Annotated in this window: 22 protein-coding genes and 1 riboswitch; of the genes, 19 read left to right on the top strand and 3 right to left on the bottom strand. The window is 27.0% G+C overall.

The window, feature by feature from the left end; genetic code table 11:
• Positions 1 to 71 precede the first annotated feature (71 nt).
• A complete protein-coding gene (locus tag HF520_RS08025; RefSeq protein WP_168573527.1) occupies positions 72 to 1,673 on the top strand; it encodes an AbgT family transporter in 1,602 nt (533 codons plus the stop codon).
• Positions 1,674 to 1,729: 56 nt separating this feature from the next.
• On the opposite strand, the gene HF520_RS08020 is transcribed toward HF520_RS08025, so the two are convergent.
• Both HF520_RS08020 and nhaC read right to left on the bottom strand, forming a co-directional pair.
• On the bottom strand, positions 1,730 to 2,569 hold the full coding sequence (locus HF520_RS08020; protein WP_168573526.1) for a hypothetical protein: 840 nt from the start codon (positions 2,567 to 2,569) through the stop codon (positions 1,730 to 1,732).
• A gap of 144 nt (positions 2,570 to 2,713) precedes the next feature.
• Complete coding sequence (gene nhaC / locus HF520_RS08015; protein WP_168573525.1) at positions 2,714 to 4,141, bottom strand: Na+/H+ antiporter NhaC; 1,428 nt, start codon at positions 4,139 to 4,141, stop codon at positions 2,714 to 2,716.
• A 117-nt stretch (positions 4,142 to 4,258) separates the two neighbouring features.
• Positions 4,259 to 4,431, bottom strand: a riboswitch (Lysine riboswitch).
• A gap of 159 nt (positions 4,432 to 4,590) precedes the next feature.
• Here nhaC and HF520_RS08010 point away from each other — a divergent pair.
• Positions 4,591 to 5,190 carry a ribonuclease H1 domain-containing protein gene (locus tag HF520_RS08010; protein WP_168573524.1) on the top strand — a complete coding sequence of 200 codons (600 nt, stop codon included), beginning with the start codon at positions 4,591 to 4,593 and terminating at the stop codon, positions 5,188 to 5,190.
• Positions 5,191 to 5,258: 68 nt separating this feature from the next.
• On the opposite strand, the gene HF520_RS08005 is transcribed toward HF520_RS08010, so the two are convergent.
• Entirely contained in the window at positions 5,259 to 7,013 is a 1,755-nt protein-coding gene (locus HF520_RS08005; protein WP_168573523.1) for a peroxiredoxin, read from the bottom strand.
• Positions 7,014 to 7,223: 210 nt separating this feature from the next.
• Between HF520_RS08005 and HF520_RS08000 the strand changes: the two genes are divergently transcribed.
• The 17 genes from HF520_RS08000 to HF520_RS07920 all read left to right on the top strand — a co-directional run bounded on the left by HF520_RS08000 (position 7,224) and on the right by HF520_RS07920 (position 24,219).
• Entirely contained in the window at positions 7,224 to 7,505 is a 282-nt protein-coding gene (locus tag HF520_RS08000; RefSeq protein WP_168573522.1) for a hypothetical protein, read from the top strand.
• Between the two features lie 182 nt (positions 7,506 to 7,687).
• The gene (locus HF520_RS07995) at positions 7,688 to 8,470 is read left to right on the top strand and encodes a protein phosphatase 2C domain-containing protein (RefSeq protein ID WP_168573521.1); all 783 of its coding nucleotides are present in this window, start codon (positions 7,688 to 7,690) and stop codon (positions 8,468 to 8,470) included.
• Positions 8,471 to 8,703: 233 nt separating this feature from the next.
• A complete protein-coding gene (locus HF520_RS07990; protein ID WP_168573520.1) occupies positions 8,704 to 10,032 on the top strand; it encodes a UbiD family decarboxylase in 1,329 nt (442 codons plus the stop codon).
• A 130-nt stretch (positions 10,033 to 10,162) separates the two neighbouring features.
• A complete protein-coding gene (locus HF520_RS07985) occupies positions 10,163 to 11,662 on the top strand; it encodes a VanW family protein (protein WP_168573519.1) in 1,500 nt (499 codons plus the stop codon).
• Positions 11,663 to 11,712: 50 nt separating this feature from the next.
• On the top strand, positions 11,713 to 12,303 hold the full coding sequence (locus HF520_RS07980) for a helix-turn-helix domain-containing protein (protein WP_168573518.1): 591 nt from the start codon (positions 11,713 to 11,715) through the stop codon (positions 12,301 to 12,303).
• 84 nt (positions 12,304 to 12,387) lie between these two features.
• Positions 12,388 to 13,770, top strand: coding sequence for an aldehyde dehydrogenase (locus tag HF520_RS07975; protein WP_168573517.1), 1,383 nt, complete (start codon positions 12,388 to 12,390; stop codon positions 13,768 to 13,770).
• Positions 13,771 to 13,908: 138 nt separating this feature from the next.
• The gene (locus HF520_RS07970) at positions 13,909 to 15,279 is read left to right on the top strand and encodes a tetratricopeptide repeat protein (RefSeq protein ID WP_168573516.1); all 1,371 of its coding nucleotides are present in this window, start codon (positions 13,909 to 13,911) and stop codon (positions 15,277 to 15,279) included.
• Positions 15,280 to 15,363: 84 nt separating this feature from the next.
• Positions 15,364 to 16,320 carry a dipeptidase gene (locus HF520_RS07965; protein ID WP_168573515.1) on the top strand — a complete coding sequence of 319 codons (957 nt, stop codon included), beginning with the start codon at positions 15,364 to 15,366 and terminating at the stop codon, positions 16,318 to 16,320.
• Between the two features lie 99 nt (positions 16,321 to 16,419).
• A complete protein-coding gene (locus tag HF520_RS07960) occupies positions 16,420 to 17,382 on the top strand; it encodes a WG repeat-containing protein (protein ID WP_168573514.1) in 963 nt (320 codons plus the stop codon).
• A gap of 113 nt (positions 17,383 to 17,495) precedes the next feature.
• Positions 17,496 to 17,858 (top strand): CidA/LrgA family protein, encoded by a 363-nt coding sequence (locus HF520_RS07955; protein WP_168573513.1) that lies wholly within the window; start codon positions 17,496 to 17,498, stop codon positions 17,856 to 17,858.
• 1 nt (position 17,859) lies between these two features.
• Positions 17,860 to 18,552, top strand: coding sequence for an LrgB family protein (locus tag HF520_RS07950; protein ID WP_168573512.1), 693 nt, complete (start codon positions 17,860 to 17,862; stop codon positions 18,550 to 18,552).
• 319 nt (positions 18,553 to 18,871) lie between these two features.
• Positions 18,872 to 19,738 (top strand): YitT family protein, encoded by an 867-nt coding sequence (locus HF520_RS07945; RefSeq protein WP_168573511.1) that lies wholly within the window; start codon positions 18,872 to 18,874, stop codon positions 19,736 to 19,738.
• A 367-nt stretch (positions 19,739 to 20,105) separates the two neighbouring features.
• Positions 20,106 to 20,915 carry an MORN repeat-containing protein gene (locus tag HF520_RS07940; RefSeq protein WP_168573510.1) on the top strand — a complete coding sequence of 270 codons (810 nt, stop codon included), beginning with the start codon at positions 20,106 to 20,108 and terminating at the stop codon, positions 20,913 to 20,915.
• A 98-nt stretch (positions 20,916 to 21,013) separates the two neighbouring features.
• Positions 21,014 to 22,003: a CAP-associated domain-containing protein gene (locus tag HF520_RS07935; RefSeq protein WP_168573509.1), complete on the top strand. Its 990-nt coding sequence runs from the start codon at positions 21,014 to 21,016 to the stop codon at positions 22,001 to 22,003.
• Between the two features lie 22 nt (positions 22,004 to 22,025).
• Entirely contained in the window at positions 22,026 to 22,724 is a 699-nt protein-coding gene (locus tag HF520_RS07930) for a polysaccharide deacetylase family protein (protein WP_168573508.1), read from the top strand.
• Positions 22,725 to 23,077: 353 nt separating this feature from the next.
• Positions 23,078 to 23,401 (top strand): hypothetical protein, encoded by a 324-nt coding sequence (locus HF520_RS07925; RefSeq protein WP_168573507.1) that lies wholly within the window; start codon positions 23,078 to 23,080, stop codon positions 23,399 to 23,401.
• Between the two features lie 233 nt (positions 23,402 to 23,634).
• The gene (locus HF520_RS07920; RefSeq protein WP_207710985.1) at positions 23,635 to 24,219 is read left to right on the top strand and encodes an anthranilate synthase component II; all 585 of its coding nucleotides are present in this window, start codon (positions 23,635 to 23,637) and stop codon (positions 24,217 to 24,219) included.

The raw sequence follows: 24,219 nt of genomic DNA, 5'->3' as shown, positions 1-24,219 counted from the left end.
TGATATAATTATTATAGAAAAAATAATTTATATTAATAAGAAAATATTTATAGAATTAGGGAGGATAAAATATGGGTAGTGCTACAAAATTGAGGCAGGATAAAAAGAGTCTATTTCAAAAATGTCTAGATGGAATAGAAAGAGTGGGTAATAAACTTCCACATCCAATTACATTATTTTCATTATTTTGTTTAGCTATTATAATAATATCTGCAATAGCTGCTGCAAGGGGACTTTCAGTGAAAGCGGAACTTATAAATAGAGCTACAAATGAATTAGAAGTTCAAACAATAAGTGCAGTTAGTTTACTTTCAAGAGAAGGAATCATATATATGCTTGAAAACGCTATATCTAACTTTGTTAACTTTGCACCATTAGGTATGGTTTTAGTTGGTATGTTAGGTATAGGAACGGCAGAAGGTAGTGGATATATATCTGCTTTACTTAAGAAAACAGTTGCAGTAACACCTGCAGCATTAGTTACACCTATGGTTGTATTCTTAGGGGTTATGTCAAATATAGCAAGTGATGCTGGATACGTTGTATTAGTTCCACTTGGAGCTTTAATATTTATGTCATTTGGTAGACATCCACTTGCAGGACTTGCAGCAGGGTTTGCAGGTGTTTCTGGAGGATTTAGTGCTAACCTAATTATAGGAACAATAGACCCAATGTTAGCTGGAATATCAACAAGTGCGGCTCAAATGATAGATCCAAGCTATACAGTTCAAGCTACTTCTAATATGTACTTTATGGCAGTTTCAACATTTTTAATAACTGCTTTAGGATGGTTTGTAACTGATAAAATAATAGAACCAAGACTTGGGACATATAGCGGAAACTCTAATTTATCAGCAGAAGATAAAAATTTACAAAATTTAAGCGATAAAGAGAAAAAAGCATTAAAAGTTACTAACTTAACTGTAATAGCTATGTTAGTTGGTATAGTTATAGTAGTAATGATGCCAAATTCTCCATTAAGAAATATAGATATAGAAGCAACTGATGGATTTATGGCATCTATAATAAACAATTCGCCATTAATGAATGGATTCGTTTTATTAATAGCTATAATATTCTTTGTAGCAGCAGTAGTATATGGAAAAGTGTCAGGTCAATTTAAAAATGAAAAAGATATCGGAAATGAATTAGGTAAGTCAATGGCTTCAATGGGGAGTTATATAGCATTATCATTCGTTATGGCCCAATTCGTAAACTATTTCTCATACACTAATTTAGGTACAATATTAGCTGTAAATGGAGCTAATTTATTAGAATCTATGAAGATGAACTCTGTAGTTCTTATTATAATATTCGTACTATTTGCAGGATTTATAAATTTATTTATGGGATCAGCTTCAGCTAAATGGGCTATAATGGCTCCTGTATTCTTACCAATGTTTATGAAGCTTGGTATATCACCAGAATTAACTCAAATTGCATATAGAATAGGTGATTCAACTACTAATATAATATCGCCTCTAATGACTTATTTTGCTATGATAGTTATATTTGCTCAAAAGCATGATAAGAAGGCTGGTATGGGTACACTAATATCAACAATGTTGCCTTACACTATAGTATTCTTAACTGGATGGGTATTAATGCTTATTGTATGGATGACTTTAAAATTACCACTAGGACCAGGAGCTGGGCTAGTGTACACTATGTAATAGGTAAAAAAGTCCAAGTCTAATAGATAGAAATCTATTAAAGACTTGGACTTTTTTTATTTATTAAAAGTTTTATTTAATATGCCATAGACAAAGTCTTTTCCTTCGATTGATATAGATTGTATTACATCATTTTTAGTATAAATAACAACTGAAGATTCAGCATAATTTTTTAAATATTTATTATCAGTTCTATTTATATTACTTATATTATTGTTTACAGGATTTACTGTATCTAATTTAGCATTGCTATTAGAGTTATAGTTAGGGTAGCTATGATTTTTATCAGGATGTTGTTTATGTGGAACTAGAGGATAAAAATATAGCTTATGGTTTCCGTTAATAGTAGAAGCAATTACATTTGAAGAACTTACTTCAAATGATTTATTAAAATCGGTTATAGTTTTTCCTTCAAACTCTTTAGCAGCATAACTTATTACAAAATCGCTCTCACATATATATCCTTTGTTACTAAATACATCAACTTTATAGTCTGTATTTAAAACATCTTCAGAGTTTATAAAGTTTTTAGATGAGGATAAGGTATAGTTACCATACATTGCATTTACGGCAACACCATTTTTAAAATAAATGTGAAGAAATGGTTTCTCTTTACTTTTTATCTTATAAGATGTTGTTATATTAATACTTTCTATTAAATCTTCCATTGTTAGTTTATCAGATAGAGAATCGTTTAATTTATCATCATCTATGTAGTATGTTCTAGAGTAAGGAATACCTAGTAAATTCTCTATATCCTTGTAGCTACTGCCTATTAATGTACTTGTATCAATGTTAGTATTAATTAGAGTATTGCTTTTAGTTGAACTATCTATAGAACATGCAGTTGTTGATAAAAGTATAAAAAATAGCATAAATATCATTATCTTTTTCATAATATCTAATTCTCCCTTCTAGTAAGATATGCTTATATGAATAGTATTTAGAGATATCTAAAAAATATACATATGTCACTATATAGGAAATAAAAATACCTATGAAAAATAGTAATTATTACTTCATAGGTATTTTTATATAAACTATATTGCGTTTTCTACATTATCTTCCTGTTGAATTTTTTCTATACTAATACCTGTTAATCCATAGAATAAAGATACTATAGGACATAATAGGTTAAAAAATGCAAATGGTAAAAATGCAAAGCAGCTAATGCCCATAGTGGCAGACATATAAGCACCACATGTATTCCATGGTATTAAAGGAGAAGTAATTGTTGCACTATCTTCTAAAGCACGAGATAAGTTTTTAGCTGCTAAACCTTGCTTTTTAAAAGCATCTCTATACATACTTCCAGGGATAACTATAGCTAAATATTGATCAGCTACTGCTAAGTTAGTTCCAATAGCAGTAAATATAGTAGCTGCAATTAGCCCAAACGTTCCTTTTGCAATTTTTAGTATAGAGTCTGCTAAAGCTTGAAGTATACCCGACTTTTCAAGTATTCCTCCAGTAACTAAAGCACACATCATAAGAGCTACTGTATCTAGCATACTTTCAAGTCCTCCACGAGAAAGTAATTCATCTACAAATACCATTCCGCTATTTGATGTATATCCTACTTTTGCAGTAACTATAACATCTGCAAATGAGTTTCCTTGGAATATCATAGCAACTAAACCTCCAGCTAAAGCTCCAATCATTAAAGCTGGTATAGCAGGTACTTTTAATATAACCATGGCTATAACTCCAACTGGAACTAAGAATAAAAATGGAGATAAGGTATTAAAACTATTAAGTAAAGTATTTTGTATTTCTGTTATTTGCCCAGTGTCTATTTGACTTCCTGCATACTTCATTCCTAATATAGTATAGATTAATAATGATATTAAAAGCGCTGGAATTGTAGTATATAACATATGTTTAATGTGATCAAATAAATTAGTTCCTGCCATAGCTGGAGCTAAGTTTGTTGTATCAGATAAAGGTGACATTTTATCTCCAAAGTAGGCACCAGAGATTATTGCACCTGCAATTATACTATTTGGAATTCCTAAGGCACTTCCTATACCTAATAAGGCTATACCTATTGTACCAACTGTTGTCCAAGATGAACCTGTAGAAATTGATACTATTGAACAAATTAATGTTGTAGCTACTAAGAATATACTAGGAGATAATAAATTAAGCCCCCAATAAATCATTGATGGAACTATTCCACCTATAATCCAAGTACCAATTAAAATACCTACTACTAAAAGAATTAATATAGACTGCATAGTAGTATTAATTGTTTCTAAGATGCCATCTTCTAGTTCTTTCCATGTAAATCCTAATTTAAATATAGATAAACAACCAGCAAAAACTCCACCTAAAAGTAGTGGTATATGAGCTGAAATTTCATAGTCCTTTAGAATTACTAAACATGTAACTAAAGCTGTGATTAAAAATCCGATACACAAAATAGCATCAATAAGTGTTGCTTGTTTCTTTTCTTTTGTATGTATCATTATAGACCTCCTTGATTTTACTGAATATAACCTGATATTTAAAATAGGGATAAAAAAATAGAGTAGGAGATCCTACTCTAGACTTAATCATTTTTAATAATATAGTATATGACTTAATCTAAAGATAGCACTCCACAAATTTATGTGACAGTGTTATACATATTATGCATAACCCCAACATATAAGCTTAAAGCGTCACTTATATATTTCGGCAACATTACCTTTCATTTTGCTTCACTGTGCTTACCTCCACAAAATTACTTATTAATATTGCGACCTCTATCATTAGTTATATTCGTTATTTTTTATATATAAATTATATCATACAGTGAAGAAATATAAAATAGTTAAAATAAAACTTTAAAAAAAAAGAACTTTAAGTTAAAATAGTTAGTAATTGTATCGGAGTATATTAAAAAATATAAACCTATAGGTAGGAGTGGTTAAATTTGAGTAAAAAAAAATATTATGCTGTAAGAAAAGGAAAGTGTGTAGGAATATATAATACATGGGATGAATGTAAGTCACAAGTTAATGGGTTCTCTGGAGCTGAATATAAAAGTTTTTCAAATTTAGAAGAAGCAAATGAGTATATATACGGAAAAAAAGAAAGTAAAATAGCTTATAATGGAAATACAGTAGAAGCATATGTTGATGGAAGTTATGAGCATTGTATTAAAGAATATGGCTCAGGTGTTGTAATACTAAAAGATGGTAATATACTAAAAACATATAGTATCAAAGGTAACGATGAATTTTTAGTTACAATGAGGAATGTAGCAGGAGAGATAGAAGCAGCAAAACTAGCAATGAATTATTGTTTGGAAGAAAATATAGAAAATTTAATTCTTTACTTTGATTATGAAGGAATTGAAAAATGGTGTACAGGAGCTTGGAAGACTAATAAATCTGGAACGATAGAATATAAGGCATTTTATGATAAAGTAAAAGAAAAGTTAAATGTAAAATTTGTAAAAGTAAAGGCGCATTCCGGAGATAAATATAACGAAGAAGCTGATAAATTAGCTAAAAAAGCTATAGGAATATGATTTTATGAAAATAGCACTAGGAAAAAGTTACCCTAGTGCTATTTTTTTACTTTTATTTAAAATAAAACTTATTCACCTGGAATAGATCCAAAGATATTTTCTAGTTCAATAGAAAACTCAGTAGGATTATTAATTGACTCATACATAGCTCTTGCAAGAATGTTTGCTTGATCATAAGTTGATGTCCAAGCGAAAATACCGCCTAAACAGTTATTAAGAACATATTGAGCTTTTAAGTAAATAGATAACTCATTTTCTATTGACATAACGTATTCTCCCTCTCTAACTAGGTAAGGAACGCCAGCTTCAGTATCGAATCTATACTCATAGCCATCTTTATTAATATAATTCTTTCTAAGTTCATCATAAGATTCAGTTAAAGTTGCACCTAGTCTACCATAGAATGGAACACCTAATAGTATTTTTTCTGAAGGCATACCATTATTTATTAAATTATTAACCATGGAATCAACGCTGTATCCAGGCAAGCTTAAATCTGAATCATATAAGTTAGCTTGATGTTTTTGACCTCTTTCGCCAGTTTCTCCAGCTGTGAAATCGTAGCTCATAAGATTAAAATAATTTATAATAGGAGCAATTTTATCTATTTCAGCACTTCTACTAGTATAACCGCTATCTCCAGTTCCTGCTACACTAAGCCATTTATCATTACCGATTACATCTCTAATGGCTGTCAATAAAAGTGTAAAATTTTCTCTATCATTAGGACTAGATTTTATTCCAGCAGCACTGCTTCCTGGATATTCCCAATCTATATCTACTCCGTCTAATCCATATGTGTTAATTAACTTATTTACTTGTCTAGCAAAATCATATCTAGACCTAGGTGTAGATGCTGCATCAGAGAATCCATCAGCGCCCCATCCACCTATAGCGGCAATTACTAAAAGATCCGGATAAGATTTCTTTAATGATACTAAATAATTTAAATACTTTGGAGTTGGAACAAACAGTGTTCCGTCTGGGTTTATTTCAACAAAAGCATATATTACTGCATCTAAAAACCTAGGATCTACGTTTCTAGGATTTCCAAGTACATACTCCATAACTATAGGTTGTAAATCTGGGCAGTTAGGATTACCACCAATTTTATCTGTAGAAGAACTTATAGGTGGTCTGTTCATTAGATTCATTGCCTTAGAAGATTTAATCTTTTTAGAATTTTTATCTGGCATAAAGCACAAGTACCAATCTAAGCATGAATGTTCTTTACCACAATTATCTATTCTTTTTCTCAAATCTTTCCATGTTTTAGGAGGAGGTAAAATTACTGGCATACCAGGTAACCAGTTCGCTGGAGTAACAACTTTTTGCTCATCTGCTGTTTGTAAAGCATCAATTACCCTTATTATCTCTGGAATATTTCTTCCTGTTGTAAGAGGATAGTAAAGTATAGTTCTTAAAATTTGCTTATCATCTATTATAAATACAGCACGAACTGTAGATGTACTGCTCATTTCTTCTGAAATCATTCCATATAACTTAGAAATTTCCATATTTGAATCAGCTATAATAGGAAATGGAATTTCTATCCCTGTAAGAGTACATATATTATAAATCCAGGCTAAGTGAGAGCTATTACTATCTATACTAAGTCCTATTAAATCCGTATTTCTTTTTTGAAATTCTTCGTAGTATTTTGCAAAGCATATAAACTCTGTAGTACATACTGGTGTAAAATCACCAGGATGAGAAAATAAAACAACCCATTTTCCCCTATAATCGGATAACCTTATAGGTCCAAAAGTGGTATTAGCTTCAAAATTAGGAGCTTTAGACCCTAAACTTGGAAGACATGGCATTTAAATCACCCCTTAATAAATAGAATACAATCTATTTTATTGTATTAAATTATAGGGAGTAATGTTACAAGCTATAAAAATATAGCAATATGGAAATATTAAATTTAATATACTTAATAAAAAACTAATAATAATTGCTATTTATAGATAAATTTGGTATATTAATTATGTATAAAGGTGTTATGAATTGTAGTTATAGGGGTGAGTAATTTGAAAAAGCTAGTACAAATACTTATTATGTCACCTATGATATGTTTTTTTGTAACTTCTACGCTATTTATTTCGAACTTATTTATGAGAGTAGTAGTAGGATTTAGATATTATTTTATGCTTTTCGGATATGGAAGTATAGCATTATTCTTAACTTTATTTTTATGCAATATGAATTATATATTTGCTAAGAAAAGAAAAGTTAAGAAGGTTAGAGTTGCTAAAAAGACAGTCAATACTAAAAAGCAAAATCAAAGTATATCAAGAAGAAGAGTATCATAAGGTATATAATAAGAGTTATATAAATTTAATAGCATTAAATTTAAACTAACTTAAATGTAGAAATGGGACTATAAATGATAAATATCATTTGTAGTCCCATTTTTATTATCCTTTAAAAGGAATAGTTTTAAAACTATATTAATAAAAAATAAGTAATAAGTAGTTGTTTTAGGAGGTTTAGTATGGAGTTTGAAGTTTTTAGTGAAAGTATAATCGGATATAAAAATTTAGCTAAGAATAAAATTTCTCAGGATTATTGTGAATATAAGAAGATGAAAAATGGAATTATATGCGCCTTAGCCGATGGACATAGTACAGATTTTTTTGAATATAGCCATATAGGTGCAAAGTTAGCCTGCAAAGCTGGTATTAATGTTTTAGAAAGTTATATAAAAGAACATGGTTATGATTTAAATAATATAAAAGAGGATTTAGATTCAAGTACTATACAAAAAAATATATATGATAAATGGTTAGAGTTAGTTAATGAGCACTATAAGAAAAATTCTCCAGTAGTATTTAGAACTCAGTACTCTAAATATTCAACAACATTAGTTTTATTATTAATAAATGAAAAATTACGTTTATATTTCAATATAGGAGATAGTACTATCCTAATAAGAAGAAATGAAGAATATATGAAGGTTTTAGGTAATAATAATGGATTTTTAGTAAAATCTTTAGGATCAGAAGATGCTTATAAAAATATGGAATATTATTTAGAAATTGTAAGTGAAGAGTATAAAAATGATTATACAATAATATTTAGTGATGGATATAGTGATGGTTTTGATTCGTTTAAAGAAATGATAATAGATCTAAATAGTACTATAGATAAATATGAAAAAAGTATTTTTTCAAAATTCTTGTTAAACAAAAATTATAAGGCGCATTTACAAGATATAAGTAAATATAAAACTTATGATGATGTTACTATTATGTTTATAAAATCTAAATATAAATAAAATTCAATGTAATATTATTATATTCCTTAAAAGTCTTATAAAATAATATTATCAATCTACTTATACTATATTGTTTTTAAATGTAAATAATAGAAAGAATATGGTATAATAAATAAGCAAATATAAAGAAGTAAAATAAATATTATTTATGATAGAGGAAGGAAATAATAATGAAGTTAAAGGAATTGTTTTATAAATTTACGGATTTTATAGACAATAATAGGGGAAATATAATGAAATTCTTATTCTTAATACTTGCATCTATTTCATTAATAGTAGTATTTTTTATAAGTAGTGATGAAATGAGTATAGGAAAAGAAGTTGATCACCTAGTTAAAAATATAGAAGCTAGGAAGTATCAGATAGCTTATAACTACTATGAAGATTTAAAAAATGAGTTTTCAGAATCAAAAATGAACAGATTTAATAGGTCAGCGTCTAAGAAAATAAATTCTGTACTTATAAATTATGGTGATAAATATATAAATGATGAAATTAGTAAAGAACAATATACAGGGCTAGTAAGCACTATAAATGCTTTAGAGGAAATAAATATAAATACAGATAGCATAGTTAAACAATCAAAAAGGGTAGAAGAAATGTATTTAAATGAAAATATAGTATATGATAAAGCATTGTCATATTTAACTGCAGCATCTACATTAAATAACATAAATGATGAATTGGATAGATATAAACAAAAGATAAAAGAGTTTAATGAATCTAGGAGAATCTATGAAGAAGCTACAGAAAATCAACAAGTAAAAAGATATTATGAAGCCATAGAAGGCTACTCTAAGGTATTAGAAGAAGATAAGAAATATTTTAAATTAGCAAAGTCAGCAAAAGAACAATGTATTAGTGATATGTATGACTACTATATATTACAAGCAAATAGTGCTAATGACAATGGAAATTATGAAGAGGCTATAAAATACATAGAATATCTTAAGCCTTATTATGAAAATGATGACAAATTATTAGAATTAGAAAGTAAATATCAGGAAAATTTAGCTTTATATTCAATGACAACTGATGATATTATAAATTTAATTTCGAAAAAAATGGGAACTGATAAAGAAGGACTTAGTATAAATTCTTACCAACAGATGATTAATGGAAGTAAATTTTATTATGTAGAACTATATAAGTATGACAAATTAATAGATGAAGTATTAGTTGATTCAAAAACTAAGAAGATTTATTCTTATAAGTCTAATTCAAAAGATTATGATTCTACTTATAGTGACGGTTACTTTAAAGTTATATCTAATGGAGAATTTAGATTTGCATTAAGTGAAGGTGAATGTATTTTCACACTAGAGAATAAATTGAAAGAAAAGGATGAGTCATTTAAGAGTATAAATATAGTGTCTAAAAAAGAGATTAATAGATATACAAGAAATAAAAACGTTGTTGATGAATTTATAGATAAAAATAAAAACGTATATTACTATGCAGTAGTAAATAAAGGATTCTTTAAAAAGAAAGAATTATATCTTATAGATATGTACACTAAAAATATTTATTTAGTAAGTGATGATGAGATAATAAGTTATTAAAAGCGTGTACTTGCACGCTTTTAATTATCAAAAAAACGAAAAAATTTTTTATATGTAAATTTAAAGGATAATTTGTTTAGATATATAAATATATTTAATGTAAATAAATATTGTTTAAGGAGAAATATCAATGCATAAAGCAAAAAAAAATGGATATATAGCATCTGGAATCATAATAGCTACGATAGTATTATTTATAGGAATAACTTACAGCCAGGTTATAGGAAGCAAAATAGCTAAAAATACATATATTGGAAATATATGCGTAGGTAACTTAACAAAAGAAGAAGCAGAAAAATTATTAGAAAAAAAAATGAAATTAGAAACCATAGAACTATCATATGAAAATAAAAAATGGGATATAAATCCTTCTGATATTGATATTAGCTATGATTTTAATAAAACTATAGAAAATGCATATAACTTAAATAGAAAAGATAGTGTATTTAATAACTTATCAAAAACTATAAAAACTAACTTTGGAAACAAAAATAATGTAGATATTGTTGTAAATTATAATAAAGAAAAGTTACAGTCTAAATTAGAAGAAATAAAAAAAGAGTTAGATATTGAAGTAAAAAATGCATCATTAAATATTAGTGGAAGAAATATATCAATTACTGACGAATCTAAAGGAATAGAACTAGACATAGATGCTAGTATAAAGAAGATAACAGAAGAAATAGAAAAAGGTATATTTAAAGATAGTTTAGTAGTTAAAACTGTAGAACCTACAATAACTAAAGAACAATTAAGTACAGTTGATACTATACTAGGAAGATATTCAACAACTATTAAAGCTTCATCAGAAGGAAGGATATCAAATATAAAAAGTGCTGCACAAAAAATGAATAACTATCTATTGATGCCTGGTGATGAATTTTCTTATGTTGATGTAACTGGACCGTATACTACAAGTAATGGATATCATAATGCCCCTGTAATTGTTGAAGGTGAATTACAAAATGGAGTTGGTGGTGGTGTTTGTCAATTATCATCTACTTTATATAATTCTGTACTTTATTCAGGATTAGAAATTACCCAGTTAAAGAATCATACAATACCTTCATCATATGTTCCAAAAGGAAGAGATGCTACTGTTACAGATAGTGGAGTAGACTTTGCATTTAAAAATAATTTAAGTGAGCCTATATATTTAAAAAGCTATGTTTATGGAAGTACCGTTGTTACTGAAATATACGGAAGTTCTAAAGATAAGCAAAATATAGAAATATCTACATCAGTTGATGGAGTATCTTCTTCTACAGTCAAAAAAGTTGATGACCCGACAATTGAAAAAGGTAAAGAGAAGGTACTAGAGAAAGGCAGAGATGCTTACACTGTATCAACATATAGAATATATAAAGATAGCAATGGAAATGTAATTGAAAGAGAAAAAATTTATACTTCGTATTATCCTAAAAAACAAACCGTTATAGCGGTAGGGACTAAAGAAGAGGAGCAAGTTACAGAGGAAAATACTGAAGATAATACTACAGAAACTAAACCAATTGAGTCTCAAAATCCAACTGGTACAGAAGAGATTAAACCAGATGAAACTAAACCAAGTGAAACTGAGAAAAACGAAAACAAACCAAATTCAGATAATATTCAAACAAATCAGCTATAAATGCTTAATATGGAGTATAAGTAAGATAAAATAGATTGGGAGGTATTGATTTGAATTTAAATGATATAACCAATTATATTCAAAGTATATGCGAAAATATTTCTAATGTTTTAAATGTAGATGTAACTTTAGTTACAAAAGATTTGGTAAGAATAGCTGGAACAGGAATATTTAACGATAAAATAGGGGAAAAAATATCTGAAGACACAGTTTATTATAAAGTGTTATGTGAAGGAAAATCCTATTTAATAAATAAAGATGTAAATAAAGAGTGCTATATATGTTGTCATAGAGAGCAATGTAAAGAATTAGCTGATATATGCACTCCTGTAAAATTAGGAAAAGATATACTCGGTATTTTAGGTATTGCAGCTTTTAATGAAGAGCAAAAAAATAATATAATTTCTAAAAATAAAGACTTGACTGAATTTATATCACGTATGTCTGATTTAATATCTTTTAAATTAGATGAGATGTATAAAGAAGAAGTTAAAACTATGGATGTTTTAGAAAAAGAAGCAATAGAAAAAGCTATAAAAAAATACGGAAGTAATACAGAGGGAATGAAAAAAGTAGCAGATGCTCTTGATATAGGTATTGCAACATTATATAGAAAAGTAAAAAAATATAATATAAAATGATATAGAAAGGCATGTCGTAGAGAAGAATTTTTACTCTTATGACAGCCTATTTATTTTATATGGCATAAAGGAGCGATTTAGATAATGTACTTACAAGAAATTGATGAGATATTTAATAAACAAAAGGAATACTATAGTACTCAAATAACTAAAGATGTAAATTTTAGAATAAATCAATTGGATAAATTAAAATCTGCAATACAAGAATATGAAGAAAAAATAGTAGAAGCTATAAAAAAAGATTTTGATAAATGTGAATTTGAAGTATTTGAAACTGAAGTAGGGATAACTTTATCAGAAATAAAACATGTAAGAAATAAAATTAAAAAATGGTCAGAGCCACAAAAGGTAAAGACTCCATTAACTAATCCAGGAGCTAAAACATATATATATAAGCAACCATATGGAGTTTGCTTAATAATGTCACCATGGAATTATCCATTTTATCTTTGTATATCTCCATTAATAGGTGCTATTATAGGAGGTAATTGTGCAGTTGTTAAGCCATCAGAATTATCGCCAAATACATCAAAAATAATAAAAGAAATGATAGAAAAATATTTTAATAAAGAATACATAGCAGTAATAGAAGGTGAAGTAGAAGTAAATAAGTATTTGCTAACTAAGAAATTTGATTATATATTCTTTACAGGAAGCCCTGCTGTTGGTAAAGTTGTAATGGAAGCTGCAGCAAAAGAGCTTATACCATGTACGCTAGAGCTTGGAGGAAAAAGTCCTTGCATTGTAGATGAAAGCTGTGATATAGATATGAGTGCAAAAAAAATAGTGTGGGGAAAATTACTAAATGGTGGACAAACGTGTATAGCTCCAGATTATGTGATTGCTCATCACAATATAAAGGAAGATTTAATAGAAGCTATGAAAAAGTATATAAAATTATTCTATGGTGAAGAACCAATGAAAAGCAAAGACTACACAAGTATTATTAACGAAAGGCACTTTAATAGAATTACGGGGCTTATTGATGAGAATAAAGTTGTTTATGGAGGAAAAAATAATAAAGAAAGTTTAAAAATAGAGCCAACAATCATTGATAAGGTTACTATAAATGACAAAGTTATGAATGATGAAATATTTGGACCTTTAATACCAATATTAGAGTTTGAGAATATAGATGAAGTTGTAGAAATAGTAGAGGTGAATAAGAATCCTCTTGCGCTTTACGTTTTTACAAAAGATAAAAATTTTGAAGAAACTATTATAAGTAGGATATCTTTTGGTGGTGGGTGCGTAAATGATACTATAATGCATATATCTAATCATAATGCCCCTTTTGGAGGAATTGGGAACAGTGGAATTGGGTCTTATCATGGAAAAAGAAGTTATGATGCTTTTACTCATGAAAAAACAATTTTAAAATCATCATCCATAGATATTCCATTTAAGTATCCTCCATATAGTAAAAAGGCACTACAACTGCTAAAGAAAGCCTTTGAAATATTGTAAAACATTTGTAATAATATGGGAAAAAATGTATAGTTTTGACTAATAATAATAAATATGATATTTTAGATATATGATAAAACTATAAATTGGGAGGCGATTGTTATTTTAGGAAATAATATAAAAATTGATATACTTAACATGCCTAAAAAGTCAATGGATATATCGCTAGTAGAAGAAGAAAAAAGTGATTTAACATTTTTTAATATAGAAGAAGAAGATGAGAACGAGACATTAAAGGCATTAAAACAAAGTTATGTTACAACAAATTATAAAGATGAAACAATATTAAACTTACAGAGTGAATTAAAAAGTAGTAGTGAAGAAGTATCTAAAGAAATAAAATTAAGATCATATAATGACTATAATAATTCTTTGGAATTAGCTAGTAGGGGATATATTACTAAAGCAGTAGAATTAATAGATAGTGCATTAGAAATAAACCCTAAAGATGTAGACATTTTAAATTTAAGAGGATTATTAAAATTATTAAAATGTGATTTTTCTAAGGCTTTTGAGAGTTTTTATACAGGACTATGCTATGGGAATAATGAGCTATCAAGAAAATATGTAAACATATTATCATCAGAAGAATTTAAAGTGTTTTTAGGAAGATACAATCATTCAATTAGATTTATAAATGAGGAATTAAACCAAGAGTCTATACATATTTTAAACAATATAATTGATGAAGATCCAGATTTAATTGAACCATACGTAATACTATACTTACTTTATAATAAGCTGGGAAATGAAGGAAAAAAAGAATTTTATTTTGAAAGATTAAGAGAAGTAGATAAAGACAACCCTATATTTGAAGAAGATAAGGAAGATAATGTATTAGAAACTGAAAAAACTAGTGAAAAAAATGAAGTCGTTACAACAAAAAAGCATAAGAGAAACATACTACCATATGTTATTATAGTATTTTTAGCAGTAGGATTAGGTATATATCATTTAAGTAATAAAGCGAAAATAGACAACCTAACTTCGGAATTAAATACAAAAGAAGATAAGTTAAATGAAGTAGATGAAAAATTAAATGATGCAAATGAAAAACTAGATGAAACAAATAAAAAATTAGAAGAAACTAATCAAGTTTTAGATGAAACTAAAACTAAAAAAGAAATAGCAACTTCAGATGAATCAAGTTTATATAAAAAAGCAGTGCAATTAAGAAAAGCAGGAAACACTGAAGAAGCTATTTTGTACTATGAAGGTGTTATAAAATATGGGAAAACTAAAAATTATATATCTGCTTCTATATACGAATTAGCATCTCTAAATGAAAAAATAGGTAATTATGATGAAGCTATAAAATATTATAAAAAATATATAAATACTTATACACCAGAAGAAAACTATTATGATGATGCTTTTTATCAATTAGGTTTAACTTATTACGAAAAAGGTGACTTAGCTAAAGCAAAAGAAACTTTCTATGGTTTAAGAAGTGAAGTTCCTGACAGTATGTATAATAACTCTAAGGTCAAGGAAATTTTAAGTGAATAAAACATATATTTGTAGAGTAAGATGATGGTATTTATTATCTTGCTCTATTTTAAGTTGCTAAAAAATATAACAGGAGGTCAGAATATGATACTAGATATTCATGCAGATATATTTTCAGATATTTTTATGAAGAGATTAAACAATGAAAATAATATAATGAAAAGATATCATTTAGATAAATATAAAGAAGGTGGAGTAAATGGAGGAATATTTGTATTCTGGCAAGATCCAGAGCTTATAAAATACTATAATTATGAAGGTTTAAAATTAATGATGAAATATGCAGATGAAGAAGTTAAATTGTCTAATGACTTTTTATATATAGCTAAAAATTATGAAGAATATCTACATGGATTAGAACAAAATAAAATAACTGCAATGATGCACTTAGAAGGTGCAAAAAGTTTAGAAAATAAAATAGATAAAGTAGAAGAGATATATAAATATGGTATAAGAACAGCATCTTTAACATGGAATGAAGAGAACTTATTAGCAACAGGTGCTAGAGGTAGTAGTGAAAATGGTCTAAAGCCTATGGGAAAAGATTTTATAAAAGAATGTGAGAGTATAGGGATAACTATAGACGTATCACATGCTAATGATAAAACTTTTTACGATATATATAATATAAGTACAAAGCCAATAATCGCGACTCATTCTAATGCCAGAAATTTATGTAGTTCAAAAAGAAATTTACTAGATGAGCAGATAAAATTAATTAAAGAAACTGATGGTATTGTAGGAATAAATAGTTATATAGATTTTATACATGATGACAAGAAGAAACAAGATTTAAAACATTTAGTTAATCACATAGATTATATAATAGATCTTATAGGAATAGATAATGTATGCTTTGGATTTGACTACTGTGACTACTTAAATTTAGATGAAGGATATTGTACAAAGAATTTGGAAAATACATCAAAATCACAAAATATTTTACTAGAATTAAAAAGAAGAGGATATAAAGAAGAACATATAGAAAAAATTGCATATAAAAATTATTTAAGATTTATAAAGAAAAATTTTCATAAATAGAAACATACTTGGTATAAAAAGCATAGTATAAGGAACAAAATAATAATATATAGTAATGATAATTATTATGGATTTATTATTTATAGGAGGGAATGTACTATGCCTAATGAGTTGTTTCTCCCGGTTTTAAAAGATGGGAAATATGGATTTATAGATAGAGATAAAAATCTAATAATAAAGCCTAAGTATAAATATGTATCAGATAGATTTAGAGATGGATATTGCGTAATAACATATATAAAGAAAATTAGAAAATCAGTAAAATGGGTATTTGGATATATAGATATTTATGGAAATACATCAATAATGTTGCATTTAGAAAGTGCAACTGAATTCAATGAAGGCATGTCAAAAATAAAAATTAACAATAAATACGGATATATAGATACTTCTTTAAGAGAAGTAATAAGACCTAAGTATGACTGTGCTGCTAACTTTAGGCAAGGACTTGCTGGAATTAAGCTAAACAAAAGATGGGGATTTATAAACAAAACAGGAAAAATTGTTATAGATCCAACTTATACTTATGTAAATCAATTTTTTGAAGATAGAGCATTAGTAGAGCTTAAAAATAAATATGGTTATATTGATAAAAATGGTGATATGATAATAAGTCCGGAATTTGATATTGCAACAGATTTTTCAGAAGGATTGGCAGCTATAAGAGTTGGAGATAAGTGGGGGTATATTAATAAAAATGGGCAAGTTAAAATAGACTTTTTATTTGAAAGAGCAAAGCCCTTTTATGAAGGATTGGCAGCTGTATCTATAAACGAAAAGTGGGGATATATAGATAAGCATGGCAATGTTGTTATAGATCCTATATTTGATTATGCATGTAATTTTTCTGAAGGTTTAGCTAGATTTAATATGGGACTAAATTCTCTCACTAGAGGGATTAGCCTACCTAAAGGTGGAGTATGGGGATTTCTAAATAAACTAGGTGATATAGAAATAGTCCCAGTATATGATTTTATATCTGATTTTGAAAATGGATATGCCCAAGTAATTCAGGGGAAAAATAGTAATTATATTGACAAAAAAGGTAAACTTATTCTATAAATCTACGAAATAAACCTACAAAATAAAATTTGAAAAAAATTTAAGTAAGTAGTAAAATATATTTGAACTAAAAATAAGGAGAGCAATCTCCTTAATTTTTTGAGGAGGACAGTATGAAGTTATTCAATCAACTAGCTCTTATTTTAGGTATTTGGGCCGTAGGGGAATATATTAGTTCATTTTTACAAAATATCATAGTTATTCCGGGGAATATTATAGGTATGATATTATTATTCTTACTTTTACAGTTTAAGGTAATAAAGTTAGATAGTGTAGATGAATTAGGAGATTTACTTTTAAACAATATGGCGATATTTTTTGTTCCAGCAGGTGTTTCACTTATAAGGTCTTTAGATTTAATTAGTGACAATATGTTTGTTTTATTAATAACAATATTCTTTAGTACAATAGCTGTAATGTATATTACTGGATTTGTAGTAGAAAAAATGATAAGTAATAAATCTAAGGAGGAATAAGATGTATAATGTATTAAATACACCTATATTTGGTATAGTAGTAACTATTTTATTTTTTAATCTAGGGGTTTATATTCAAAAGAAAACAAATAAACCGATGTTTAATCCATTATTATTAACTATAATAGGAATTATCGCTTTTTTAAGTATTACAAAAATACCATATGAAAGCTACAAATTAGGTGCAGACTGTATAAACTATTTATTAGGTCCAGTAACAGTTGTACTTGCGATTCCATTATATAAGCAGTTTGATTTGTTAAAAAAGCATTTTATAGAAATTGTTGTAGGAATTATATCTGGTGTTTTAGTTTCATTAGGATCTATACTTATAATTGGAAAATTAACAAATGCAAATATTGATATAATTAACTCATTAATACCAAAGTCTATAACAACTCCAATGGGATTATCTTTAACTAATACTTTAAATGGAATTGAATCGATAGCGGTAGTATCAATAATATTAACAGGAATATTAGGGGCAATTATGGCACCAACTATATTTAAAATAGGTAGAATAAAACATCCAGTGGCAAAAGGAATTGCATTAGGAACTTCTGCTCATGCTTTAGGAACAACTAAAGCACTAGAAATTGGAGAAGTTGAGGGCGCAATGAGTAGTTTATCAATAGGTGTAGCTGGAATGATTACGGTTATAGTTGTGCCTATAATTTTAAATATAATATTCTAAAAAAATAAAAAAAATTTAATAAAAAATATGAAAAGTTTTAAGATAAAAGTTCAGTAAATGAAATATAGATTTAAAATTTTTCATAAATAGAACAGTGTTAACGATATTTACTTATATTTATGAAAGTTTGATAAAATAAAAAATTATAAAATGACATCACTATATACTAAGAAGCTAATTGTTTATAACTAGCGAAAATTAGAACTTGGTAATAAGAAAAAAATTGCTAGACATCTTTTAAAAAGATAATATAATAGAATCTGTATTAAGTAATACACAAATATCTTTAAAAGATAAAGAAATTTGAAGGGAGAATAAAATGAGTAAAGTTAACACCGTTTTAGAAGATAATTTGTTTTTAAGATACACAGTTATAGTAATAGGTATGCTAGTAGCATGTGTAGGTATAAACGGATTTCTAAGACAAGCACATTTATTAAGTGGAGGAGTAACTGGTATAGCCGCAATAATTAATTATACTACAGATATCAATATAGGTTTATTAACGTTCTTAATTAATATTCCTATATTTATACTTGGATTTATTTTTTTAGAAAGAGACTTTTGTATAACAAGCTTAATAAATATGGTATTATTTTCAGTACTTTTAGGTATAACTCAAGATATAGGAAATTATATACCTATTGATGATATACTTCTTCAAAGTGTGTTTGGAGGTATTTTATCTGGAGTAGGTTCTGGAATGGTATTTAGAACAAAATCTTCACAAGGTGGAACAGATATTATAGGAGCTATATTAAAGTTTAAGAGAAATATACCAGTAAAAGATACTGTTTTAGCTGCAAACTTAATAATAGTTTCTGTAGGCGGAGTAATATTTGGAATGAATCTAGCACTATATACTCTTATAGGATTTTATGTAAGTGCATCAGCAATGAGCTTTGTAAAAGATGCCATGACGTATGAAAAATCTGTAATGGTAATTTCAAAAGAAAGTGAACTTATAGCAAAAGAAATAATGTCTACGTTAGTAAGAGGTGTAACTTTTTTAGAAGCGGAAGGTGCATATACAAAGGAAAAGAAGAGAATTATATATTGTATAGTTTTATCTAAAGAAATTCCAAAGATTAAAGAAATAGCTTTAAAATATGACCAAAAAGCATTTATATCAGTTAATGATGTAACTGAAGTCAAGGGTAGAGGATTTAAAGAAAAATATTTATAAAAAATAGGAATAAAATACGTATAAACGTTAATAATATATTATGAGAGGAGTATTTTCCTCTTATAACTCTAGAGTAATAAATTTATTAAAGCGGGTATATTGTACGGAGAGTACAAGAATTGGTTTTTAATTTATACTTTAACTAAGGGCAATATCTTATAAGTTATTAGTTTATCGGGTAATGTGGATGTGTAAAAAATAGAGTATATCACTTAAGTGATATACTCTATTTTTTCATTATAAATAAATTTTTATGATAATACTATTTAACTTTTAGAAAAATGAATATATATATAGAAATGTTTCTAATATAAATATATAATAAATTTATAACAAAAGACGATTAAATCGATGGGGGAAGTGAAACATGAATTTATCGAGAGAATATATTGATATATATAATAATTATATGAAATATATAAATGAAATTAAGCGTGAATGTAGACATATAGAACATATGAAAAATAGAGTAATTAAGAAGAATAAACTAGCCAGTGAAGAAGAAATAAGAGCGTTAGACAATTCTGAAGATATTGATAACAATAATTGCACAGATATAAGAGTACAAAATAAAATTTATAAGTTCTCAAATGGAGATACATATATAGGAAAAATGGTCAATAAAAAATTAAATGGTCAAGGTGTATATATAGTTTCTTCTGAAGAATCAGTTGGATTTGAATATACAGGTGATTTTAAAGATGATGCAAAAGATGGCAGAGGTATTTGTAACTTTACTAATGGAAATGTGTATATTGGTGGATTTAAAAATGACTTCATGGATGGAATAGGCCAAATGTTATATAAAAATAGTGATGAATATATAGGTGGCTGGAGCAATGGTCATAAGCAAGGTCAAGGAATATATAGATGGAATGAAGGTACTATATATATCGGTGAGTTTAGAAAAAGTAAGAGAGAAGGTCACGGCGTTTGCTATGATAATGAAGGAAATTTAATCTATGATGGAGAATGGAAAAATAATTTAACACATGGAGAAGGTACTTATATTTGGAATGAAGGTAAAAAATATATAGGGGAATTTATGTATGGAAAAAGGCATGGGTATGGAAATTTTTATTTAAATAATGAATTAGTATATCAGGGAACTTGGAAATATGATAAGCCCTGTATATTTGATAAGACATTAGATGAAATATTCTCTTTTAAATTATAAGAAGACAATAATTCCTCATATTCAAATTTTAAGTTAAAGAACAAATTTTTAATTTACATTTGGAAAATGAGGAATTTATTTATAAGGAGGATTAATTAATGTTAAAAAAAGTAGCAATAGTATTATTAATAGCTACAATAATTATATTTTTAAATAGTGGAGTTTTTAATGAAATTAAATATATTATAGAAGATAAGATTTTAAATGAAGAGAATGAAGATATAAAAAAAATTGAAGATGAAGATACCAAAATTGAAAATTTTTACAACATAAGTATTGGAGATAGTAAAGACAGTGTATTTAACAAAATAGGAAGTCCTTCCAGAATAGACGCAAGTGAGTATAGCTTTAATTGGTATGTTTATAACCAATATGAAGGTAAATTTGCAATGGTAGGAATAGATAACAATTCAGTAGTTGCTTTATTTAGTAATTCTATAAATTCCTGTGAAATGGAGAGTATAAAATTAGATGATAATAAAGCTAATATCAATAATAATTATCAACCTTTAGAATACAGATTAAAAGGTAATACTAGATACATAATCGATTCAAATGGAGAGTATGACATTATAAAGGTAAATAATAAATATATTACAGTATTTTATGATGTTATAGATGGAAATAAAGTTTGCTCATATCAAATAATAAACCAAGAAACAGAAGATAATATGAAGGATGTATATGCAGTTAAAAGTGAAGAATTAAGAAAGTGCTTTGAATTACAGTTGATAGACCTTATTAATAGTACAAGGACGAAATATAACCTAGGAACTTTAAAATTTAGTGAACAGGCAACTGAAAGCTCAAGAAAGCATAGTAAAGATATGTTAGAAAAAAACTATTTTGATCATACAAGTAAAGAAAATGAAAGTCCTTTTGATAGAATGAAAAAAGAAGGGATTACTTATATAACTGCAGGAGAAAACATAGCATCAGGTCAATTTAGTTCAATATTTGCTCATGAAGCTTTAATGAATTCACCAGGACATAGAAAAAATATTTTGGGTAATTATAAGTACATAGGAGTTGGAGTAGAGTTTGGTGGGAAGTATAAAATATACTATACTGAAAATTTTTATTCATAGCGAGTATTGAAAGGGGTTTGACATGAGATTAAAAGAAATAAAAATTTTATCACTAACATTTATGATATTTGTACTAATTATTTCAATAAGTACGACATCATATGCTAAAGATGATGAAGAAGTATTTATAAAAAATGGTTCTAGGGAGAAAAAACTTATTGCTCTTACTTTTGATGATGGACCGCACCCAAAAGAAACTGATAAGGTTTTAGATGTACTAAATAAGTATAATATTAAGGCTACATTTTTCATAGCAGGAAAACATGCAAAATGGTATACAAATCCTCTTATTAGAGCTAGTAAGGAAGGTCATGAAATAGGAAATCATACTTTTAATCATCCAGATATAAGTAACTTAAGTTTGTCACAAATTGAAGAAGAAATAGTAAAATGCGAAGATACTTTAGTAGAAATAACAGGTAAAAAGCCTACTCTATTTAGACCTCCATATGGAAGTTATAAAAGAAGTGACTTAGAAGAAGTAGCTAAAAAACACGATTATAAAATTATACTATGGACAACAATAGATGCAAGAGATTGGGAGAATCCGCCAGCATCAACGATAGCTTCAACTATCATAGATAAAGCTAAAAATGGAGATATAATATTACTTCATGACTATGCAACGAATAATACGGTAGAAGCATTAGATAGAATTATACCTGCAATGCAAAAAAGAGGCTTTCAATTCGTAACAGTATCAGAATTATTAGAACAATAGAATATATTATTTAAATAGGATAGACATTTTATTGATTAAAAAATCCTCTTAATAAAGTATATATTTATTTTATCAAGGGGATTTTTTATGTTTATAAAAAATTTAGTTAATTGAAATAAAAATATCGTATATATTTTATATTATTATAATAATTATTATTAATAGTATAAAAATAACAAGCTTTTGATTATTAAAAGAGCATTATTTTTATAATAAAAGTTTTACATAATCTTTCTTCATAATGTGCTACAAGAATTTATAAAAAGGGGGCTTTAAATTTCATAAAATATAAAACATTTTTCTAATATTTTAATATTATATAATAAGACTATCTTGAGAAGGATTGATTGTTAATGAATAATAAGATTTATGAAAAGAAAGAATTCATGATATTTAAAGTTAGAGAAGGTTATATAGCCTATAATACTAAAAAAAATTTTCAAGAGGGTCATACTCATTTAAAGCATTTTGAAGCAGCTAAAACTGCAATTGACTTAGTAATAAAGAAAAAGGTTCCTAGAAGTACAGATGGATACTATCTTACAAGTCTTATAAGATTAAGTGAAGATGAGTTATATATATCAAAGATAAACGAACTATTAGAAACTAGAGAGCGAAAGGGCAAAAAAGATAAATATTACAATCCAGGATATAAATTATCAAAAAGGAGCATATAGCTCCTTTTTTATTAGAATTAAGTATTAAATGTATAAATTTAATTATTTATAGTAAGTATATAAAATCACTAGATTTACTTAATTATCTAACTATTGTTATAAAAATGATTATATTGACAGAGATTTCTCTATACATATATAATTAAATATAAAAATTGTACAAAATTGATGCTTAATTAGACTATAATAGTATTGAGAGCTTGTTAAAATACACTTTGAAGGAGGCATTTTGCATGATTCTTATGATTGATAACTATGATTCGTTTGTGTACAACTTAGTACAATATATAGGCGAATTAGGAGAAGATATAATAGTAAAAAGAAATAATGAAGTGACACTAAAAGAGATAGAAGATTTAAATCCAGAAATAATAGTTTTATCACCAGGACCATGTTCGCCTAAAGAAGCAGGAATATGCATAGATGTAGTTAATCACTTTAAAGGTAAAAAACCAATACTAGGAATATGTTTAGGTCACCAGACTATAGGACATGTATTTGGTGGTAATATTGTAAAAGCTATAGAGCCGGTACATGGTAAGGTACACAGTATAAAGCATAATAATAAAGGTGTCTTTAGAAAATTAAAAAATCCTTTAAATGTAACTAGATATCATTCTTTAGTTATAGAAAGTGAAAGTTTACCAGAAGATTTAGAAGCAACTGCTTTCACAAAAGAAGGTGAAATAATGGGTATAAGACATAAAAAATATCTTATAGAAGGAGTTCAATTCCATCCAGAGGCTATTTTATCAGAACAAGGTCATGATATACTTAGAAACTTTATAAAAGAGGCTAGAGAAAGGGTGGAAATGTAA

Origin of the sequence: Romboutsia sp. CE17 (assembly GCF_012317385.1) — a bacterium.
In the GTDB taxonomy this organism is placed as follows: domain Bacteria; phylum Bacillota; class Clostridia; order Peptostreptococcales; family Peptostreptococcaceae; genus Romboutsia_E.
Note: the sequence above shows the minus strand (reverse complement) of the source record. Positions and strands in the feature narration are given on the sequence as shown.

What these genes read in the sequence shown, in the direction of transcription:
- HF520_RS07950 (WP_168573512.1), top strand. Translation starts at nt 17,860, where the DNA reads ATGTATAATGTATTAAATACACCTATATTTGGTATAGTAGTAACTATT.
- HF520_RS07930 (WP_168573508.1), top strand. Translation starts at nt 22,026, where the DNA reads ATGAGATTAAAAGAAATAAAAATTTTATCACTAACATTTATGATATTT.
- HF520_RS07955 (WP_168573513.1), top strand. Translation starts at nt 17,496, where the DNA reads ATGAAGTTATTCAATCAACTAGCTCTTATTTTAGGTATTTGGGCCGTA.
- HF520_RS07920 (WP_207710985.1), top strand. Translation starts at nt 23,635, where the DNA reads ATGATTCTTATGATTGATAACTATGATTCGTTTGTGTACAACTTAGTA.
- HF520_RS07985 (WP_168573519.1), top strand. Translation starts at nt 10,163, where the DNA reads ATGCATAAAGCAAAAAAAAATGGATATATAGCATCTGGAATCATAATA.
- HF520_RS07925 (WP_168573507.1), top strand. Translation starts at nt 23,078, where the DNA reads ATGAATAATAAGATTTATGAAAAGAAAGAATTCATGATATTTAAAGTT.
- HF520_RS07970 (WP_168573516.1), top strand. Translation starts at nt 13,909, where the DNA reads ATGCCTAAAAAGTCAATGGATATATCGCTAGTAGAAGAAGAAAAAAGT.
- HF520_RS07990 (WP_168573520.1), top strand. Translation starts at nt 8,704, where the DNA reads ATGAAATTCTTATTCTTAATACTTGCATCTATTTCATTAATAGTAGTA.
- HF520_RS08005 (WP_168573523.1), bottom strand. Translation starts at nt 7,013, where the DNA reads ATGCCATGTCTTCCAAGTTTAGGGTCTAAAGCTCCTAATTTTGAAGCT.
- HF520_RS08025 (WP_168573527.1), top strand. Translation starts at nt 72, where the DNA reads ATGGGTAGTGCTACAAAATTGAGGCAGGATAAAAAGAGTCTATTTCAA.
- nhaC (WP_168573525.1), bottom strand. Translation starts at nt 4,141, where the DNA reads ATGATACATACAAAAGAAAAGAAACAAGCAACACTTATTGATGCTATT.
- HF520_RS07940 (WP_168573510.1), top strand. Translation starts at nt 20,106, where the DNA reads ATGAATTTATCGAGAGAATATATTGATATATATAATAATTATATGAAA.
- HF520_RS07945 (WP_168573511.1), top strand. Translation starts at nt 18,872, where the DNA reads ATGAGTAAAGTTAACACCGTTTTAGAAGATAATTTGTTTTTAAGATAC.
- HF520_RS07935 (WP_168573509.1), top strand. Translation starts at nt 21,014, where the DNA reads ATGTTAAAAAAAGTAGCAATAGTATTATTAATAGCTACAATAATTATA.
- HF520_RS07975 (WP_168573517.1), top strand. Translation starts at nt 12,388, where the DNA reads ATGTACTTACAAGAAATTGATGAGATATTTAATAAACAAAAGGAATAC.
- HF520_RS08020 (WP_168573526.1), bottom strand. Translation starts at nt 2,569, where the DNA reads ATGAAAAAGATAATGATATTTATGCTATTTTTTATACTTTTATCAACA.
- HF520_RS07965 (WP_168573515.1), top strand. Translation starts at nt 15,364, where the DNA reads ATGATACTAGATATTCATGCAGATATATTTTCAGATATTTTTATGAAG.
- HF520_RS07960 (WP_168573514.1), top strand. Translation starts at nt 16,420, where the DNA reads ATGCCTAATGAGTTGTTTCTCCCGGTTTTAAAAGATGGGAAATATGGA.
- HF520_RS07995 (WP_168573521.1), top strand. Translation starts at nt 7,688, where the DNA reads ATGGAGTTTGAAGTTTTTAGTGAAAGTATAATCGGATATAAAAATTTA.